This window comes from Streptomyces sp. NPDC027663 (assembly GCF_055566415.1).
Genome location: NZ_JBVHSK010000012.1, coordinates 1 through 16,195, shown reverse-complemented (window position 1 = coordinate 16,195; position 16,195 = coordinate 1). Strand labels below are relative to the sequence as shown.

Here is a 16,195-nt window from a genome sequence, read left to right as displayed (position 1 = left end):
CAGGCCGCCACCAGGCTTCCGGAACCCGACACGGATTTCCCGTTCGTCAGTGCATCAGCAGCAGCCGCGTGTTCGGCACGAGCTTCCGGTTCACGCTGGTGCTCTGCACGAAGATCGTGAAGTCGTCGTTGTGGTCCGGTTTGATGCGAACCTCCACGTCCGGCAGGCCGAGCAGGGCTCGGGCCTCGGGCCCCGTGAACACCCGGTCCGTCTTCTTCTCCAGGACTGCGATCTGCTTCCGCGCCTGAATCTTCTCCGACTTGCTCAGCTGATAGAACGCACCACCGGTGCGGTAGGTGTGCCCGCATTCGATGACCCAGTCCCGGATCGCCGCGTCACGAGTCACCGCGATCAGGTCATACTCCGACTGGTTCACCGGCGTGAGGCCGGCCGCCTCGATGGTGTCCTTGTTGACCGCCTCCGCACCCGTGGAGAACACCGCCCGTGATCCCCTGATGCCCTGGGTGCGGCCCACCATGAACTTCTCGGTCGCCTGCTGGATGACCTGCCCGGCCTCCTCCAGACCCTGCGTGCTCGTGGCGTCCCAGATCGCGATGTTGTCCTTCGGGAAACCGCACCGCATGGCCTCGCGCTTGCCCATCTGGTCCGGCACGAGGACGGCCAGCGTCCAGTTGACCTCCTGGGTCTCGATCATCTCGGCCACCGCCTGGACCAGTTCCCGCGGGTCCCCGGCCGGGGCGTCCGGGCCTCGGTGACTTGCGTTCTCCTGCCCGTCGGTGAGTATGAACGTCAGGAAGCTGTGGTCGCCGTACAGTTGAGCCGTCTGCGCCAGTTCCCGCTGAGACTTCAGTGCGGCCGCCAGGAGCGCGGTCATTCCACCGACCCGGTACAACTGCTCGAGCGACGGCATCCGCAGCACGTCCTTGTCATAGATGACGCACTCCACCTTGTCCGCGAAGACGTACACCGTGACGCGGGTTTCCTGGTCCAGCTCCCGTGACCGGCGGGCGAGATAGGCGATCTGCTGGTCGGCGACTTCGACCACCTTGCGGCTCAGATGCGACATGGACGAACTGGCATCCAGCACAAGGGCGACGTGATTGATGTAGTTCTGGTTCCCGGACATGACGGTTCCCCCTCTTTCCGACTCGATGCTCCGATCGTCTCACCCACCACTGACAGTCGATCTTGCTCTCATCGCGCGGTCCGGTGCTCCTGATCCCGCCGCCCATCCCGTACCCGACGGCAGGCCTTCACCGTGGCGCCGGCGAGGTGCTGCCCACCCGAGCGGTGCCGCATGTGTCAGACGCGGCAGCTGTCGATGTGCGTGACTTCACGGAAGTCGGCGATGACGGGACTGGCCATGGACTCCCGGTAGACGACGGCTGTCCGGCCGTACGGCCAGGTGGTGTGGTCGTGGAAGTCCTGCTGGGCTTCTGAGCAACTGCCGAACATGAGGGCCCGGACGGTTTCCGTGTAGTCGGGGTCGTCGAGGTAGTCCTGTCCTTCGGGGTAGGCGCCGGGGCCGAAGGTGACGAACATCGTCTGTGCTGCTGGGTTGAAGGTGACACTCACGGCGTCGTCCAGGTAGGTCTTTCCTTGCAGCACCGGAGTGGCGTCTGTGATGAAGCGCTTCGCGGCGGCTTTCTCGGCCGCGGTGGCCGGGACCCGAGCGGCGACCCACTCCTCGACCGTGGGCTGGCGGGTGTCGGTGCGGGTGTAGGCGGGGTCGGGCACCGAGGGAGGCGGGGACTCGTGTGCGGCGGCTGCCGCGTCCGGCTGTGCGGTGGTGGTGCCGGCATCGTGGGCGGGGGAGTGCTGCGCCGGGCCGGCGGCCGCCTGCCGATGGGTCGCGGGAGGCTGGTTCTGCGCGGCGTCCGATGACGACTGGGCTGCGGCGAGGGCACCGCCCACACCGCCCACGACCGTTGCGGCCGCGGCGACCGCGAGATATACGCGGGTGCGGCGCCTGCGGTGCGACGGCATGGGCCAAGGCGACTCGACGGCGGGCGGCAGGTCCCAGTTGAGACTGACAAGATCGGCTATCAGGGTGGGCGGCTGCTCGGAGCCGGGGTTGATGACGGCTGTGGCCTGCGCAGCCAGGAGCCGGCCGCATTCTCCGGCGAGTTCCGCGGCGGCCGGCCGGTCGGACGGATCCTTGGACAGGGCCCTTGCCGTCAGGGACTGCAGGTCGTCGGGGATGCCGTCGAGGTCGGGTTCGGCTGACAGGACGCGGAAGGCGACCGCGTCGGCAGCCCCGGTTCCGAAGGGCAGGCGTCCGGTTGCTCCGTAGGCGATGAGCGCTCCCCAGGCGAAGACGTCGCCGTGCGGGCCGACAGCGCCGGTGCGGTAGTGCTCAGGGCTGATCCAGCCCGGCGTGCCGGTCATCACGCCGGTGCGGGTGACGGACGTGCCGTCCAGAGCGTGGGCGATGCCGAAGTCGAGGACGGCCGGACCGGAAGGAGCCAGAATGATGTTCTGCGGCTTGATGTCCCGGTAGATGACGCCCGCCTGGTGAATGGTCGAGAGCGCGGCAGCGGTGCCGGCCGCCAGAGCGTACAAGCTCGCACCCGCCAACCGGCTGGAGGCTGCGACGTGTTCGTCGAGGGTGGGCCCCGGCACGAACGCGGTCGCAAGCCAAGGCGCGGGCGCATCGACGTCAGCATCGTGCATGACCACCAGTCACGGCCCGGCGATCCTCCGCGAAAGCTGCACCTCCCGCCGGAACCGGGCCCGGAACTCCGCGTCCGCGGCGAGCGCGGGATGCACGACTTTGACGGCCAACCGCTCGCCGCCCGTACCCAACGCGGCATACACGGTTCCCATGCCGCCCGACCCGAGCCGCCCCACGACCCGGTAGGGACCCACAGTGCGCGGATCCCCGTGCTGCAGCGGCTGGACACGGCTGGACACGACGAAGCCCCCCTCGTCCCGGACTCTCCCCATGCGCCGCCCGAAGCGGCGATCGATCGTATCGGGCCGACGACACTACGGCGCCCTACTCGCCACAGGTCCCGTCGGCGTCGTGGAACGGCGCGTCGTCCACGGGGCGTTCGACAAGGCGCGTCTCCTGCGCGTCACGTCTGGACGGAGTCGTCCTCTGGCCGCACCCAGTCCAGTTGCGCGCCGCTCGGCAAGGGGTCGAACCCCTCGGGGAACATCAGCATGAGCGGCTGCGGCAACATGTTCTCGGGCCCGTCTCTGCGCAGTGCAGGACAACCAGAAGATGCGGCCCTCTCCCGCAGGCCTCCTGCCAGTAGCGGCGGTCATGGGACTGGCAGAAGTACCAGAACGTCGTGCAGCCGTCGTCATCGCTCGGGTCGTAGAAGCCGGGGTCACGGACGATCAGTGTCCGGCTCCTGCTGGTTGAGCGGCGGGACGATGGGGGGCAGGCGGCGAAGTGCACAAGCGGAAGGACTCGTCCCAGTAGTGCGGATGATCTTTCCTTGAGTACTGTGAAGCAGCGGACGATGGGCAGCTGTTGGTCAGCCACCACCATGACTCCGCGCTTGCCCGCCGGCGCTTGCCATGCACGAAGACGCCTCCGCAGCGGGGATGGTGCGCCGCGGGACGACGACTCTTTCCCCGGTCTCGGCCGCGAGGTGTTCGCGGCGCCGGAGCGGGCGATGCGCATTCCGCCGAGGCCAGAAAGTGAGCAGAGACGGCCACCGTCGCGGCCAACCAACGGCCCGACCTGATCGACCGCATCGTCTACGTCTCCGCCTGGTACCCCGTCGACCTCGACGTCGGCGCCTACTACGCCGAGCCCGAGATGGCCACGGTCGACGCCGCAGGGCTGGCCTCGGCGATGGTCGGGAACCCTGTCGAACTCGGGCTGCTGCGCTCCAACTTCCGCTCCGCCGACCCCGGCGTCCTCGCGGCCTTCAAGGCAGCCTTCCTCGCCGACGGGACGGACGAGGAGTTCATGGTCTTCCTCAACACCTTCCAGCCCGACGAGAACCTCGACGTCGGCACACCCGACGACCGGGCGCAGGCCGACACCCGGGGTCGGATCCCCAAGTCGTACATCCGGCTGACCGAGGACACCAGCGTGCCGCTCGCCATGCAGGACCGGATGATCCGCGAGGGCGACGCACTGACGCCGGAGAACCCCTACGACGTCCGTACCCTCACCAGCAGCCACCTGAAGTGGCTGGTCGACCCGGCGCCGGCCGCCCGAGTCCTGGGCGACATCGCCACCCTGCACAACCTCGCCGTGGCAGGGTGAAGCAGAAGGTCAGCCGTCACTCAACCATGCCCGCCAATGCCCGCCACCGAGTCTTCTGCGACACCCTTCAGGGCGTGTATCGAAGTGCCTGGTGAGGATGGCGGAGAGCCCATTTCGTGATCCAGAATGATTGGATGGCCACGCTTGAGACTCCCCGTTTGATACTGCGTCGCTGGCGCGAGGAAGACGTTGCGCCCATGGCTGCCATCAATGCCGACCCCGAGGTCATGCGGTGGATCCGTGACGGAAGCGTCCGTGACGAACAGCAGACTCGCCGTGGGATCCAGGCATGGGAGAGCGAGTGGGAGTCACAGGGCTTCGGCCTGTTCGCCGTGGAGATCCGGTCCACTGGCGAGCTGGCCGGGTTCACCGGCCTTTCGGTGCCCGACTTCTTGCCGGAGGTACTGCCGGCGGTCGAGGTCGGTTGGCGGCTGGGACGTTCCCACTGGGGGCAGGGCCTGGCCACCGAGGCCGCCGCGGCCGCTGTACGGTTCGGGTTCGAGGAGCGAGGGCTGGAGCGGATCGTCAGCATCACTCAAGTGGGCAACGACGCCTCCGAACGGATCATGACCAAACTGGGAATGCATCCGGTCCGTGAGACCGTCAATCCCACCGGCGGTCGGCGAGTCCGCGTGTTCGAGTTGTCGTCGGACCAGTACGTCACCACCACTCGTTGACGGCGGCAACGAGGACGGTAGCCTCGCAGCGGACCGCGAGTTTGTCGTACCGGGTGGCCACAACTCGGTGTCTCGCTCATCCGTGAGATCTCCCCGCCCCATAACCGAGATCATCCACAGCTCAAGATCCACTTTCGCTGCACGATCTAGTGCGGTGGCTGGTCGCGCAGCCACGCCAAGACCTGCTGGGCATGCACGTCGGGCGGGAAGACCGGGTAGAAAACATGCTCGATCACCCCGTCGCGGATGATGAGAGTCAATCGCTTGAACAGCCTCAGGCCGTCGAACTCGAAGGTGGGAAGGCTGAGGTCCGCGGCCAGGCTCAGCTGGGGGTCGGAGAGCATCGCGAACGGCAGTCGGAGTCGCTCGACGACCTCGCTCTGATAGGCGGTGTCCTGGCTGGACAGACCGAAGACGCGGTCCGCGCCTGCGGCGAGAAGAGTCTGGTGGTGGTCACGGAAGTCGCATGCTTCGCTGGTACAGCCCCGTGCTCCGGGTATGGAGTCCCAGCCGTGGGGCAGGTCCGCTTCGGGCCTGCCTGTGAGCGGGTAGACGTAGAGAACCGTACGGCCCGTCCCGAGCGTGTCGATACCGACCAGTTCACCTGTCGTGCTCGGTAGTTCGAGGCGTGGCGCCTTCAGCCCGGGAAGGTGGTCGGCCGCGCCGTCGTCCTCGGGAACGGGCAGGTTCGCCGGCAGCCGGGACAAGTCGCTCATGAGGTGCCCTCCGTCGTTCGGGGATGGGATGCTGACGTTGCGATGAGCGGCCTGTCGCAGGTGTTGCATCAGGGTCGCTCGGCGGGACGTGAGCGCCTCGATCCGTTCTGTCAGCTCGTCAATGGCCCTGCGATAGCCGGCCAGTGACGCCGGGCAGTCGTCGGCATGCCGATGTCCGGCTGCCAGGCACTCCAGGAACGGCCGCGTCCGCTCGACCGGGATGCCGAGGTCGCCGAGAGCCCGGATCTCGCGCACCAGACGCACATCGTCCTCGTCGTAGTCCCGGTACCCGTTGGCCAGGCGGCGCGGCGTGATCAATCCCAGCGACTCGTAGTAACGCACCGCCTTGATCGTCACACCGGCGCATCTGGCCAGCTCGCCGATTCTCATCCCGCTCATCACCACCACGAACGCTAAACATTGACCTCAGGGGCAAGGTCAACCGTTCTCGGGAGACTCTCACGGACGGTCATCGGCGGGGCCCGCACAGCCGGCGACGGGCAGGGCAGCGGCCCGTGCCGCCGTCGGTACCCCGCCGTCGGTACCTGGCGGCCCACCGGCTTCACCCCGGTGGGCTGAACAGTCGATGCCCCGCGCTGCCGTACGTCTCCTCGCGGTCGTCGTCCGCTGGAAAATAGTAGCCATGTACATAGTGTCCATGTACTGTATTTCGCATGAGCAAGGTTCCACCGGGCCCCACGCCCGGCTTTCTGGTGTGGCGGCTGGCCAACAAATGGCGTGTCGCAGTGGATCGTGCGGTGGCTCCCCTGGGGCTGACGCACGCGCAGTACTCGCTGGTGGCGTCACTGCACGGCATGCAGCGCACCGGTGAGCGGCCCAGCCAGCGCCGGCTCGCCGACCACACCGGCCTGGAGGCGCTGTACGTCTCGAAGCTGGCGCGGGCTCTGGAATCGGCCGGCCTGATCGAACGCACCCGCGACGCCCGCGACCCCCGCGCGGTGCAACTCGCCCTCACCGAGCAGGGCCAGGCCGTCACCCGGCAGGCCATCGACGTGGTCCAGGACCTGCTCCAGCAGCTGCTGCAGCCGCTCGGCGGCCTGGACGCCCCGCGGACGCGTGCGTTCACCGACGAGCTGACGGCCTTGCTCGATGTACCTCTTGCTCCGCCCGTACCGATCGACGAGCACACTCAGGGGAGAACACCATGACCACCGCCTCCACCAACCCCACCACCGCTGTCCCCACCGACCCCGCCCCCTCCGCCACTGCGCCTCCAGCCGACGCCCGCGCTCTGGGCCTCGCCCACTACGCCGCCCGCGGCGTCCTGGAGCAGGTCCTGACCCGGCACGGTTCCACCTTCCAACAGCAGATCGCCTTGCGCGCCGCCGTCACCGCCGACGCCCCGCAGACCCGCGACGACCTCATCACCCAGGTCCACAGCACCCTCAAGGCCGACACGGCCGACATCCAGGCCACCATCGACGAACTGCTGGCTCGAGAACTGCTCGTCACGGACGGCTCGCACCTCCGTCCCACGGACGCGGGCCGCGAACTGCTCGCCACGGTGGGCGCGGCCACTGCCCCGATCACCGCCCGCATCTGGGGCGGCATACCCGTCGAGGACCTGGCCGCCGCGGGCCGTGTACTGGCTCTGGTCAGGCAGCGCGCCGACGCGGAGCTCGCAGCGCTGAACGCCTGAACGCCGCCGGTCAGCCGGTCAGCCGGTCAGCCGGTCCGCCAGTCCACCGGTCCGCCGATCGGCAGGCGGCCAGCGGTCGGTCGGTGGTCGGTCGTTCGGTGTGCGGTGTGTGCTCGGTCGCTCGGTCAGCCGTCGCCGTCGCCGTCAGCCGAGCCGTCGGCCGTCGGCCGTCGGTCGCTCGGCGCTCGGCAGCGGCCGGGTCGTCCGCCGTCTGGACCGAGCGGGTTGCCTTCCGGCGTGCCGGACGGTCTGCCCGCGCCCTCGGCCGCGAGCGCCTTCTAGCCTCGACGGCATGCTGGGGCTACCTGCTCACGTCCGTGCCTGCCTGTTCGACCTCGACGGGGTGCTCACCCAGACCGCCAAGGTGCATGCGGCCGCCTGGAAGGAGATGTTCGACGCCTATCTCCGCGAGCGCGCGGCACGGGAGGGGACTGCGTTCGTACCCTTCGACGCGGTCGAGGACTACGACGAGTACGTGGACGGCCGGCCCCGCGAGGACGGGGTGCGCACGTTCCTCGCCGCCCGCGGTGTGCACCTGTCCGAGGGATCGGCGGACGACCCGCCGGACGCGGAGACCGTGAACGGACTGGGCACCCGGAAGAACAACCTGGTACTGCGCCGGATCCGCGAGGACGGGGTGGAACCGTACGAAGGGTCGGTCCGGTTCGTCCATGCGGTGCGGGAGGCCGGTCTGCAGTGCGCGGTGGTCTCGTCCAGCGCGAACTGCCGGGACGTCCTGGTGGCGGCCGGTATCGAGGAGCTCTTCGACGAACGGATCGACGGCGTGGTGGCGCACGAGCGCCGTCTGCGGGGCAAGCCCGCTCCGGACACCTTCCTGGAAGCGGCCCGCGAACTCGGCAGGGAGCCGGGCGAGGCCGCGGTGTTCGAGGACGCCCTGGCCGGTGTCGAAGCGGGGCGGGCGGGCCGGTTCGGCCTGGTCGTAGGGGTCGACCGGGTCGGCCAGGCGGAGCAGCTGCGGGCACACGGCGCGGATGTGGTGGTCCGTGACCTGGCCGAACTTCTGGAGTCGCGGTGATCACCCATCCCAGCTACACGGTCGAGCCGTGGTGCCTGCGCGAGACCGAGCTGAACCTGGAGGTGCTCGCCCAGAGTGAATCGGTGTTCGCTCTGTCCAACGGGCACGTCGGATGGCGCGGCAACCTCGACGAGGGGGAACCGCATGGTCTGCCCGGCGCCTACCTCAACGGCGTCTACGAGCGGCATCCGCTGCCGTACGCCGAAGCGGGCTACGGATACCCCGAGTCCGGACAGACGATGATCAACGTGACCGACGGCAAGGTCATCCGGCTGCTGGTCGACGACCATCCGTGCGATCTGCGCTACGGTCAGCTGCTGGCCCACGAGCGGGTCCTGGACTTCCGCTCCGGTGTGCTCAGCCGCACCGCGCGATGGACCTCTCCCGGCGGCCGCACGGTCCAGATCACCTCACAGCGGCTCGTGTCCTTCACCCAGCGGGCCGTGGCCGCGGTGGTGTTCGAGGTCGAGCCGATCGACGGACCGGCCACGGTGGCCGTACAGTCCGAACTCGTCGCCAACGAACAGCTGCCCCTCGTCCAGGGTGACCCACGTGTCGCCGCGGCGACCGAATCCCCGCTGATCCCCGAAGAGTACTTCGCGCAGGACACCCGACTGCGGCTCGTGCACTGCACCGCTCGAAGCGCACTGCGGGTGGGAGCGGCGGCCGACCATCTCATCGAGGGGCCCGAGAGCACCCGCTGGACGGCGCAGAGCGAGCCCGACGTCAGCCGTCTGACGGTGACCGCCGACCTGACACCCGGTCAGCCGCTGCGGCTGGTCAAGTTCGTGGCCTACGGCTGGTCGGGGGAGCGGTCGCTGCCCGCCGTGCACGATCAGGTGGACGGAGCGGTGGCGGGTGCTGTCAGCACCGGGTGGGACGGACTGGCCGCCGCACAGCGTGCCTACCTGGACGAGTTCTGGGCCGGCGCCGACGTCGAAGTGGAGGGTGACGCGCGGATCCAGCAGGCGGTGCGGTTCGCCCTGTTCCATGTGCTGCAGGCGGCGGCCCGCGGTGAGAACCGGGCGATCCCGGCGAAGGGCCTGACCGGAACCGGCTACGACGGTCACTCCTTCTGGGACACCGAGTCCTACGTGCTGCCGGTACTGACGTTCACCGCGCCGCAGACCGTCGCCCCGGCGCTGAGGTGGCGGCACCGGACGCTGCCGGCGGCGCGGGAACGGGCGCGTCAACTGGGGCTGTCAGGAGCCGTCTTCCCGTGGCGGACCATCGACGGCGCCGAGTGTTCCGCCTACTGGCCGGCCGGGACGGCCGCCTTCCACGTCAATGCCGATATCGCCTCCGCCGCGGCCCGGTACGTCATGGCGACCGGAGACGAGCAGTTCGAGCGCGCCGAGGGACTCGACATCCTCGTCGACACCGCCCGGCTGTGGCGCTCCCTGGGCCACCACGACGCGGACGGTGTGTTCCACATCGACGGAGTCACCGGACCCGACGAATACAGCGCCATCGCCCGGGACAACCTGTACACCAACCTGATGGCCCGGCACAATCTGGTCACCGCGGCGGATACGGCCGCCCGTCATCCGGACCGGGCCGCGGAACTCGGCGTCGACCAGGAGGAGACCGCAGGCTGGCGTGACGCGGCGGCCCGCATGGCGGTGCCGTACAACGAGGGCCTCGGAGTGCACGAACAGTCGGCGGGGTTCACGCATTTCGAGCGCTGGGACTTCGAGTCCACCCCGCCCGAGCACTACCCGCTCATGCTGCATTACCCCTACTTCGACCTGTACCGCAAGCAAGTGGTGAAGCAGGCCGACGTGGTCCTGGCGATGATGGAGTGCCCGTTCGCGTTCACCGACGAGGAGAAGGCACGCAACTTCGCCTACTACGAGGCGCTGACCGTCCGCGACTCCTCCCTGTCGGCATGCTGCCAGGCAGTGCTCGCCGCCTGGACCGGACATCTGCGACTCGCCTACGCCTACCTCACCGAGGCCGCGCTGATGGACCTGGAGGACCTGGAGCACAACACCCGTGACGGGCTGCACATCGCCTCCCTCGCGGGAGCGTGGATCGCCCTGGTCGCGGGCTTCGGGGGCGTGCGCAGACACCTCGGCGACGACGGGCGGGCGAGCCTGCTCGGTTTCGCACCGCGCCTGCCCGAAGCGCTGTCCAGGCTGGCGTTCACGGTGCTGGTGCGCGGGCGCAAGCTGAAGGTGGACATCGGTCCGACCCGCGCCCGCTACCGGCTGCTGGAAGGCGAACCGCTCGTTGTACTGCACTACGGGGACCCGATGACCCTGACAGCCGAGGCGCCGGTCGACCGCCCGGTGCCGCCCACGCCCGAGCAGCCCGAGCCGCAGCAACCGCACGGCCGCCGCCCGGAGGGCCTGTCCACCGGGGAGGACACCCGGGCAGAGGCACAGGACTGAGGAGGGCAGGCCGCCACGGCCGCAACGCGCTCGGCGTCGCTCACGACCCGAGCCGAAGGCGGATCGACGCGGCGGGTCCTGCGCTGTGCGGCTCCGGTCCCGCAGCGCCTTCACTCCTGGCGCAGACTCAGGACCAGATCGCGTGGCAGACCGTGGGTGTCGTGGAGGTAGTGAAGGTCCTCGTCTCCCAGCGGGCCTTGGAACCGAGGCCGGGCGAGCACCTTCCGGCCGCGCTCCAGGAGCTGCCCGAACCGGCGCTCCTCCTGCAGCAGCATCCGGCGCACGCCGCCGGGGTCCACTCCCTGCCGGAAGTGGTCGAGCGTGTGCGAGATCAACTCGTCCGGCAGGTCCGAGAGACTGCGTGACGGATCCTCCTGCCACAGGACGGTGAGCACGCGTCGCACCAGGCGGCGCAGCACGTAGCCTCGTCCGGTGTTGGCCGGGCGAACCCCGTCGCCGAGAACCACGACGGCCGAGCGCAGGTGGTCGTAGACCAGGCGCAGCGACCGCTCGTCCAGTGGCCACAGGGCCGGAACATGGCGGCGCCACAGGTCGAAGACATCGCACTCGAACACCGATGACTTGCCCTGCAGCAGTGAAGAGAACCGCTCCACGCCGAGTCCGGTGTCGATGTTGCGCTGGGGGAGCGGCACGAGCGAGCCGTCCCCCAGCCGGCGGTGCCGCATCATCACGTGGTTCCACACCTCCACCCAGCGGTCGTCGCCGGTGGGCGTCGACCGCGGTGGCGTGTCACCGGTCCACAGGAAGATCTCCGAGTCGGGACCGCACGGACCGACCGGCCCGTTGGACCACCAGTTGTCCTCCACGGTGAGTTCGACGGGAACGCCGCGGTCCTGCCACACCTGCAGCGAGGCGGTGTCCGGCCCGACTTGGTCGTCGCCGCCGTAGACCGTGGCGTGCAGCAGACCCGGATCGACGCCCAGCCCCTCCGTGAGCAGCTCGTACCCCCACTGGAGACTGGCCGGGCCGTCGTAGTCGCCCAGGGACCACGTGCCGAGCATCTCGAAGACGGTCAGATGGGTCTGATCACCCACCTCCTCCAGGTCCGTGGTCCGCAGGCAGCGCTGTACGTTGACCAGCCGCCTGCCCAGCGGGTGGGGGCTCCCTTCCAGATACGGGGTGAGCGGATGCATGCCGGCGGTGGTGAACAGCACCGGGTCGCCGGGCGGGGGCAGCAGCGTCGAGCCGGTGATCCTGCGATGACCCCGGTCTTCGTAGTACTCGACGATCCTGCGGACGATCTGCTCCGTGTTCATGGGTGACTCCTTCGCTGCACAGCGGGGAAGGCACCGGATGACGGCACCGTGCAGGAGTCGGACCGGGGCAGGAACGAAGGAGCGCCACGGAACCACCGACGGGCCGTTTCCGGTCGCCGATGGGAATTGGAGAAGGTCAGGCGGCGGCAACCGGCGAGCTGGTCGCTCGCGCGGTCGCGATGGGGCTTCGGCCGGTGACGTTCATGTGGCAGACCATAACGCGCTCAGGCCGCCCAGGCATCCGCATTTCGCCTCTGCCGGCCCGGCCGCTGTGACTGGGCTGCACGCGCCCCGCCGCGGCTCCTCGCGGGCCTGCGGCCACGCACACGGCGAGTCCCCGCGGAGTACCTCGTCCTCTGCGCGCGCCGCACCGGATACGGCGCGGGCGCCATCGGCTCCGCCGCAGCGGCTCAGGGCGCGGTGAACAGGGTGGGGAAGCGAGGGGCCAGCCACGGCCGGGAGCCCCAGGCGACGATCTGCCCCCGGGCGATGGCACGCCAGGGGTTCAGCCGCCCCAGCGCGATGAGCAGGAAGATCACAGGATCGAGGACGATGGTGCAGTCCGCGCGCTGCACCGATGCCCCTGGTGTCACCTGTACGGCGCCCTCGGTCAGGGACACGTCGAACGCCTCGCCCCCGCGCAGCCGGATCCGGTAACGGGCCGTGAGACCGGCTGTGGCCGTGCGGTCCGCGACACGCGGCATGACCGACAGCATGAACGGCATGCACAAGCCCGCCCGTGCCCGGTCCACCATGTGCGGACGCTTCAGGGCGCGAGCCAGGTCGTATCCATGGCCGAGCATGTGCGTGAGCAGGTACGACGCGAGAACGGACCGGTCCATCGGGCCCAGGGGCGTGGCGGGTGCCGGGCCGTCGGCCGCGGGATGCGACAGAGCCTCCAGGAACGCCTCGGCCTGCTCCGTGATCATCGTTGCGAGAGGCTCCGCCCGGCGCTCTGCGAAGACGGCCAGCGACTCCGCGTTGGCACCGGCGAGGCTCTGGGGCGTTCCGTCGCCGTAGGGACGCTCCCGCCCGGCTGCCAGGTCGGCCATCAGCTCGTTGGCCAGGGCCAGGTGGGCGGCGGCCTCGCCGAAGGTCCACTGCGACCCCGGCACGGCAAGCGCCGTGTCGCCCGCGCTCCGCACCAGCGCGGCGATCTCCTCGGCAGTGCCCCGGATCGCCTGCCCCAGCCCGTCGGGCAAGGCCGACGAGCTGTCCTGCCGTACCGTCGTGTGCACGTTGTTCGCTCCACTCCCCGCCCGCCGGGCACGCCCGACGTGCCTGCGGAGCTGGTACCCAACCAGACCCGGGGGCGCGCGGCAAGTGCCCGCGCGCCTCCCTTCGGTCGCCGTCGGCGGTCGCAGGTTCCGACGCACGTGCACGGGGGATCTGTTCGGCGACGGTGGGCGGCGTGAAGCTCCGAGGTCGCGGTGGGGCGTCGTAGGAGCGCCGTTCCTTACCGGATGCTGACGGGTTGGCCGTCTTCCGGTTCTGTACGGCGCGCGTCGGGCAAGGTGGAGCTGCGTCGGACGGATTCGTCGGTGACGGCTGCGTGCTGAGACCGGACAGCACACGGCTTCCGACCCCGCCGGAGCCGGTAACAAGGAGTCGGCAACCAAGGCCGGGAGGGGTTGCCGGTGGCTTCGCGGCCCGTCCGGGCCGGCGGTGAGGCTGTCGCTGCGGCATGAGGGAAGCGGCTGTTGCAGCGGCGAGGGGCGCCCCGGGCACCTGCCCGGGGCGCCCGCACATCCACGCCGGGGTCGCCGGACCCCGTCCACGCCGGACCCCGTCCACGCCGGAGCCGGGCCACCGCCCGTGGCGGCTCCTGCACCGGCGCCTTCGCAGGACGCGCGGTGCAACCTTGTGGGCAGGTTGTGAGTCTCCTGATCGATCCGCCGTGATCGGACCTACGAGGAGACTGTCATCAACGCCATACGCAAGACCCTGACCGCCACCGCCGTCGTCGGTGCGGTCCTCGCGGGCTCCGCCGCCTGCGGAACGGTGGAGCAGCTTTCTGCCGGCAAGAAGCTCGACCGCGCCTTCGAGAAGCTGGGCAAGAAGAAGACCCTCTCCTTCGAGCTCGACCTGGACACCGACGTCACCTCCCTGAAGGCACTGGACGCCGAGTCCGACCCCGCGCCCGGCGAGGAGATCCCGGACGAGGCCGCCGAGCTGATGAGCGGCGCGAAGATCAGTTTTACCGTGCAGTCGAAGAAGCCGATCGAAGACTCCGGTGAGAAGGACCTCATCGGCATGGCCATGAAGATCAGCAGCCCGGACGGCGACCTCGTCGAGTACCGGGTGATCGGCGACTACGTCTACGTCCGCGCCGACATGGACGGTGTCGGCAAGGTGATGGGCAGCCCCGTACCGGACGCCGAGGACCTGCCTCCGGAGGCAGGGGCGCTCAAGGACGTCATCGAGGGCAAGTGGGTGAAGTTCAACACCAAGGAGATGGACAAGGCCGCCGCCGAGGGACAGGGCGCCCAGGGCGACCCCGCACCCGCACCGTCCCTCGACGCCAAGTCACAGAAGAAGCTCGTGGGGGCCCTTCGCAAGGTCGTCGCCCGTGAGGTGGACTTCAAGACGGCCGGCGGCGAGGACGGCACCGAGCACATCACCGCCACCGCCCCCTTCCGCACGCTGATCACCGAGCTGTTCGGCGAGATCCGTCCGCTGGCGAAGGACCTGCCGCCCGGCATGGAGCTGCCGACGGACAAGGACCTGAAGGACGCCCCCGACAACAAGGTCACAGCGGACTTCACGCTCAAGAACGGTGAGCTGACCGAGGTGGACGTGGACCTCGCCAAGCTGGCCGAGAAAGCCAAGGTCAAGAAGCTGGGCCTGACACTGCGGATGGGCGCCGGCACCAAGCCCACCGCTCCGGCCGGCGCCACGGAGCTGAACCTGAACGAACTCATGCAGGACTTCTTCGCCGGCCCGGCGCCGAGCGATGCCGAGTTCCCCGACGGCGACCTCGCTGACCAGGACTTCTGACCGGACTGGTGCTGATCGCGCCGGGCGCGTACGGGGCGGGCACCTCATCCGCACGGTGAACAGCCGCGCGGATGAGCACCGCGGGACTGTTCGCCGCCGGCGACGGTACCTACGGCCGGGGGCGTCTCAGCAGCCGGTGATCCACCGGGCGGGGAACTCGGCCCGGGCCGCCTACTGTTGCGGCCCAGGTGACCGTGGCCCGGCCCGGCACGTCCGGTGCCGGGCCACGGTCAGTGTTCAGAAGTTCCAGCTCTGGCTGGCCGCTCCGTCACAGCTCCAGCTCACCAGGAGCTGGCCGTTGTCAGGCCGGCCACCCAGGATGTCGAGGCACTTTCCGTTCAGCCGGCTGCGGATCCAGGCCGAGAGGGATCCGGCCGCTCGGCGCTGAGTGCCCTCCGCGGCCGGTGCCTGCTATGGGGTGGTGGTCAGTAGGCGATGCGGTCGGCCTTGGCGAGCCACGTGTCGAAGGGCTGGGTGCGGTTGGGCAGGTCGAGGTGCTCGACGGTCATGGGCCACAGGGTGCTGGGCTTCTTTTCGAACAGGTCGTAGAACTTGCGGTCGTCGAAACCGGCGACGGCGGCGTCGTGGCGGTCGGCGGAGTAGACGAGGCGGTCGACGCGTGCCCACAGGGCGGCCGACAGGCACATGGGACATGGTTCGCAGGAAGTGATCAGGACGCAGCCTTCGAGCGAGAAGGTGTTGAGTTCCTTGCAGGCGGCGCGCATGGCGCTGACTTCGGCGTGCGCGACGGGGTCGAGGGTGGAGGTGACCTGGTTGTTGCCGGTGGCGACGACCTCGCCGTCCTTCGCGATGAGGGCTCCGAAGGGTCCGCCGCCGTTGGTGACACTGGTGGTGGCCACGGCGATGGCCTGTTCCATCCAGGCGCGCTCGAGGCCCTGGATGCTTGTTTCCTGGGTGTGGATGGTCATGGTGGCTCCTTCGCCGGTGGTGGGGTGTGGGTGGTCGGTGGTGCCGCCGCTCCGCGCGGTGCGGCGACCGGGGTGTCCCGTGCGGGACGGTGCGCGGTGCTGCCGGCCGTGCTGGTGGTCCGGGGGAGGGGTCACGGGCCGCGGAGTTGTCCGGGTGTGACGGGTGTGCGGGTGAGGTAGAGGCCGGCGGTGATCAGGCGGGACGGGAGCCGCGGGAGTTCCCCCCCCCCCCACAAAAAGAAAGCCCCCGCTCCCCCCCCCCCCCCCTCCCCCCCCCCCCCCCTCCCCCTTCCCCCCGTCCCCAAAAAACACCAACACCAG

The 16,195-nt window shown here is 69.6% G+C and carries 14 protein-coding genes and 1 pseudogene; 7 read left to right on the top strand and 8 right to left on the bottom strand.

What is annotated here, in order from left to right; genetic code table 11:
• Positions 1-46 precede the first annotated feature (46 nt).
• The 3 genes from ACZ4SF_RS27380 to ACZ4SF_RS27370 all read right to left on the bottom strand — a co-directional run bounded on the left by ACZ4SF_RS27380 (position 47) and on the right by ACZ4SF_RS27370 (position 2,874).
• Entirely contained in the window at positions 47-1,087 is a 1,041-nt protein-coding gene (locus ACZ4SF_RS27380) for a vWA domain-containing protein (protein ID WP_468389103.1), read from the bottom strand.
• Positions 1,088-1,263: 176 nt separating this feature from the next.
• Positions 1,264-2,634 (bottom strand): serine/threonine protein kinase, encoded by a 1,371-nt coding sequence (locus tag ACZ4SF_RS27375; RefSeq protein WP_468389101.1) that lies wholly within the window; start codon positions 2,632-2,634, stop codon positions 1,264-1,266.
• Positions 2,635-2,643: 9 nt separating this feature from the next.
• A complete protein-coding gene (locus ACZ4SF_RS27370) occupies positions 2,644-2,874 on the bottom strand; it encodes a hypothetical protein (protein WP_468389100.1) in 231 nt (76 codons plus the stop codon).
• A 748-nt stretch (positions 2,875-3,622) separates the two neighbouring features.
• Between ACZ4SF_RS27370 and ACZ4SF_RS27365 the strand changes: the two are divergent.
• Together ACZ4SF_RS27365 and ACZ4SF_RS27360 are read left to right on the top strand one after the other, a co-directional pair.
• Positions 3,623-4,189 (top strand): annotated as a pseudogene (locus ACZ4SF_RS27365) (alpha/beta hydrolase); the annotation flags it as partial.
• Between the two features lie 134 nt (positions 4,190-4,323).
• Positions 4,324-4,866, top strand: a complete 543-nt coding sequence (locus ACZ4SF_RS27360; RefSeq protein WP_468389099.1) for a GNAT family N-acetyltransferase — start codon at positions 4,324-4,326, stop codon at positions 4,864-4,866.
• 146 nt (positions 4,867-5,012) lie between these two features.
• On the opposite strand, the gene ACZ4SF_RS27355 is transcribed toward ACZ4SF_RS27360, so the two are convergent.
• Entirely contained in the window at positions 5,013-5,972 is a 960-nt protein-coding gene (locus ACZ4SF_RS27355) for a MerR family transcriptional regulator (protein ID WP_468389479.1), read from the bottom strand.
• A 284-nt stretch (positions 5,973-6,256) separates the two neighbouring features.
• Between ACZ4SF_RS27355 and ACZ4SF_RS27350 the strand changes: the two genes are divergently transcribed.
• The 4 genes from ACZ4SF_RS27350 to ACZ4SF_RS27335 all read left to right on the top strand — a co-directional run bounded on the left by ACZ4SF_RS27350 (position 6,257) and on the right by ACZ4SF_RS27335 (position 10,671).
• On the top strand, positions 6,257-6,751 hold the full coding sequence (locus ACZ4SF_RS27350) for a MarR family winged helix-turn-helix transcriptional regulator (protein ID WP_468389097.1): 495 nt from the start codon (positions 6,257-6,259) through the stop codon (positions 6,749-6,751).
• Positions 6,748-7,242, top strand: coding sequence for a MarR family transcriptional regulator (locus ACZ4SF_RS27345; protein WP_468389095.1), 495 nt, complete (start codon positions 6,748-6,750; stop codon positions 7,240-7,242). The genes ACZ4SF_RS27350 and ACZ4SF_RS27345 overlap by 4 nt, the downstream gene beginning before the upstream one ends.
• Positions 7,243-7,534: 292 nt before the next feature.
• On the top strand, positions 7,535-8,278 hold the full coding sequence (locus ACZ4SF_RS27340; RefSeq protein ID WP_468389093.1) for an HAD family hydrolase: 744 nt from the start codon (positions 7,535-7,537) through the stop codon (positions 8,276-8,278).
• Positions 8,275-10,671: a glycoside hydrolase family 65 protein gene (locus ACZ4SF_RS27335; RefSeq protein WP_468389091.1), complete on the top strand. Its 2,397-nt coding sequence runs from the start codon at positions 8,275-8,277 to the stop codon at positions 10,669-10,671. Before ACZ4SF_RS27340 ends, ACZ4SF_RS27335 begins: the two co-directional genes overlap by 4 nt.
• Before the next feature lie 110 nt (positions 10,672-10,781).
• Here ACZ4SF_RS27335 and ACZ4SF_RS27330 read toward each other — a convergent pair whose 3' ends face one another.
• A complete protein-coding gene (locus tag ACZ4SF_RS27330; protein WP_468389089.1) occupies positions 10,782-11,948 on the bottom strand; it encodes an alanine--tRNA ligase-related protein in 1,167 nt (388 codons plus the stop codon).
• Between the two features lie 410 nt (positions 11,949-12,358).
• The gene (locus ACZ4SF_RS27325) at positions 12,359-13,186 is read right to left on the bottom strand and encodes a maleylpyruvate isomerase family mycothiol-dependent enzyme (RefSeq protein ID WP_468389087.1); all 828 of its coding nucleotides are present in this window, start codon (positions 13,184-13,186) and stop codon (positions 12,359-12,361) included.
• A 763-nt stretch (positions 13,187-13,949) separates the two neighbouring features.
• Here ACZ4SF_RS27325 and ACZ4SF_RS27320 point away from each other — a divergent pair.
• Complete coding sequence (locus ACZ4SF_RS27320) at positions 13,950-14,945, top strand: hypothetical protein (protein WP_468389085.1); 996 nt, start codon at positions 13,950-13,952, stop codon at positions 14,943-14,945.
• A 237-nt stretch (positions 14,946-15,182) separates the two neighbouring features.
• On the opposite strand, the gene ACZ4SF_RS27315 is transcribed toward ACZ4SF_RS27320, so the two are convergent.
• Together ACZ4SF_RS27315 and ACZ4SF_RS27310 are read right to left on the bottom strand one after the other, a co-directional pair.
• Positions 15,183-15,299 carry an RICIN domain-containing protein gene (locus tag ACZ4SF_RS27315; protein WP_468389477.1) on the bottom strand — a complete coding sequence of 39 codons (117 nt, stop codon included), beginning with the start codon at positions 15,297-15,299 and terminating at the stop codon, positions 15,183-15,185.
• A gap of 71 nt (positions 15,300-15,370) precedes the next feature.
• The gene (locus ACZ4SF_RS27310; protein WP_468389084.1) at positions 15,371-15,874 is read right to left on the bottom strand and encodes a nucleoside deaminase; all 504 of its coding nucleotides are present in this window, start codon (positions 15,872-15,874) and stop codon (positions 15,371-15,373) included.
• Positions 15,875-16,195: the final 321 nt, after the last annotated feature.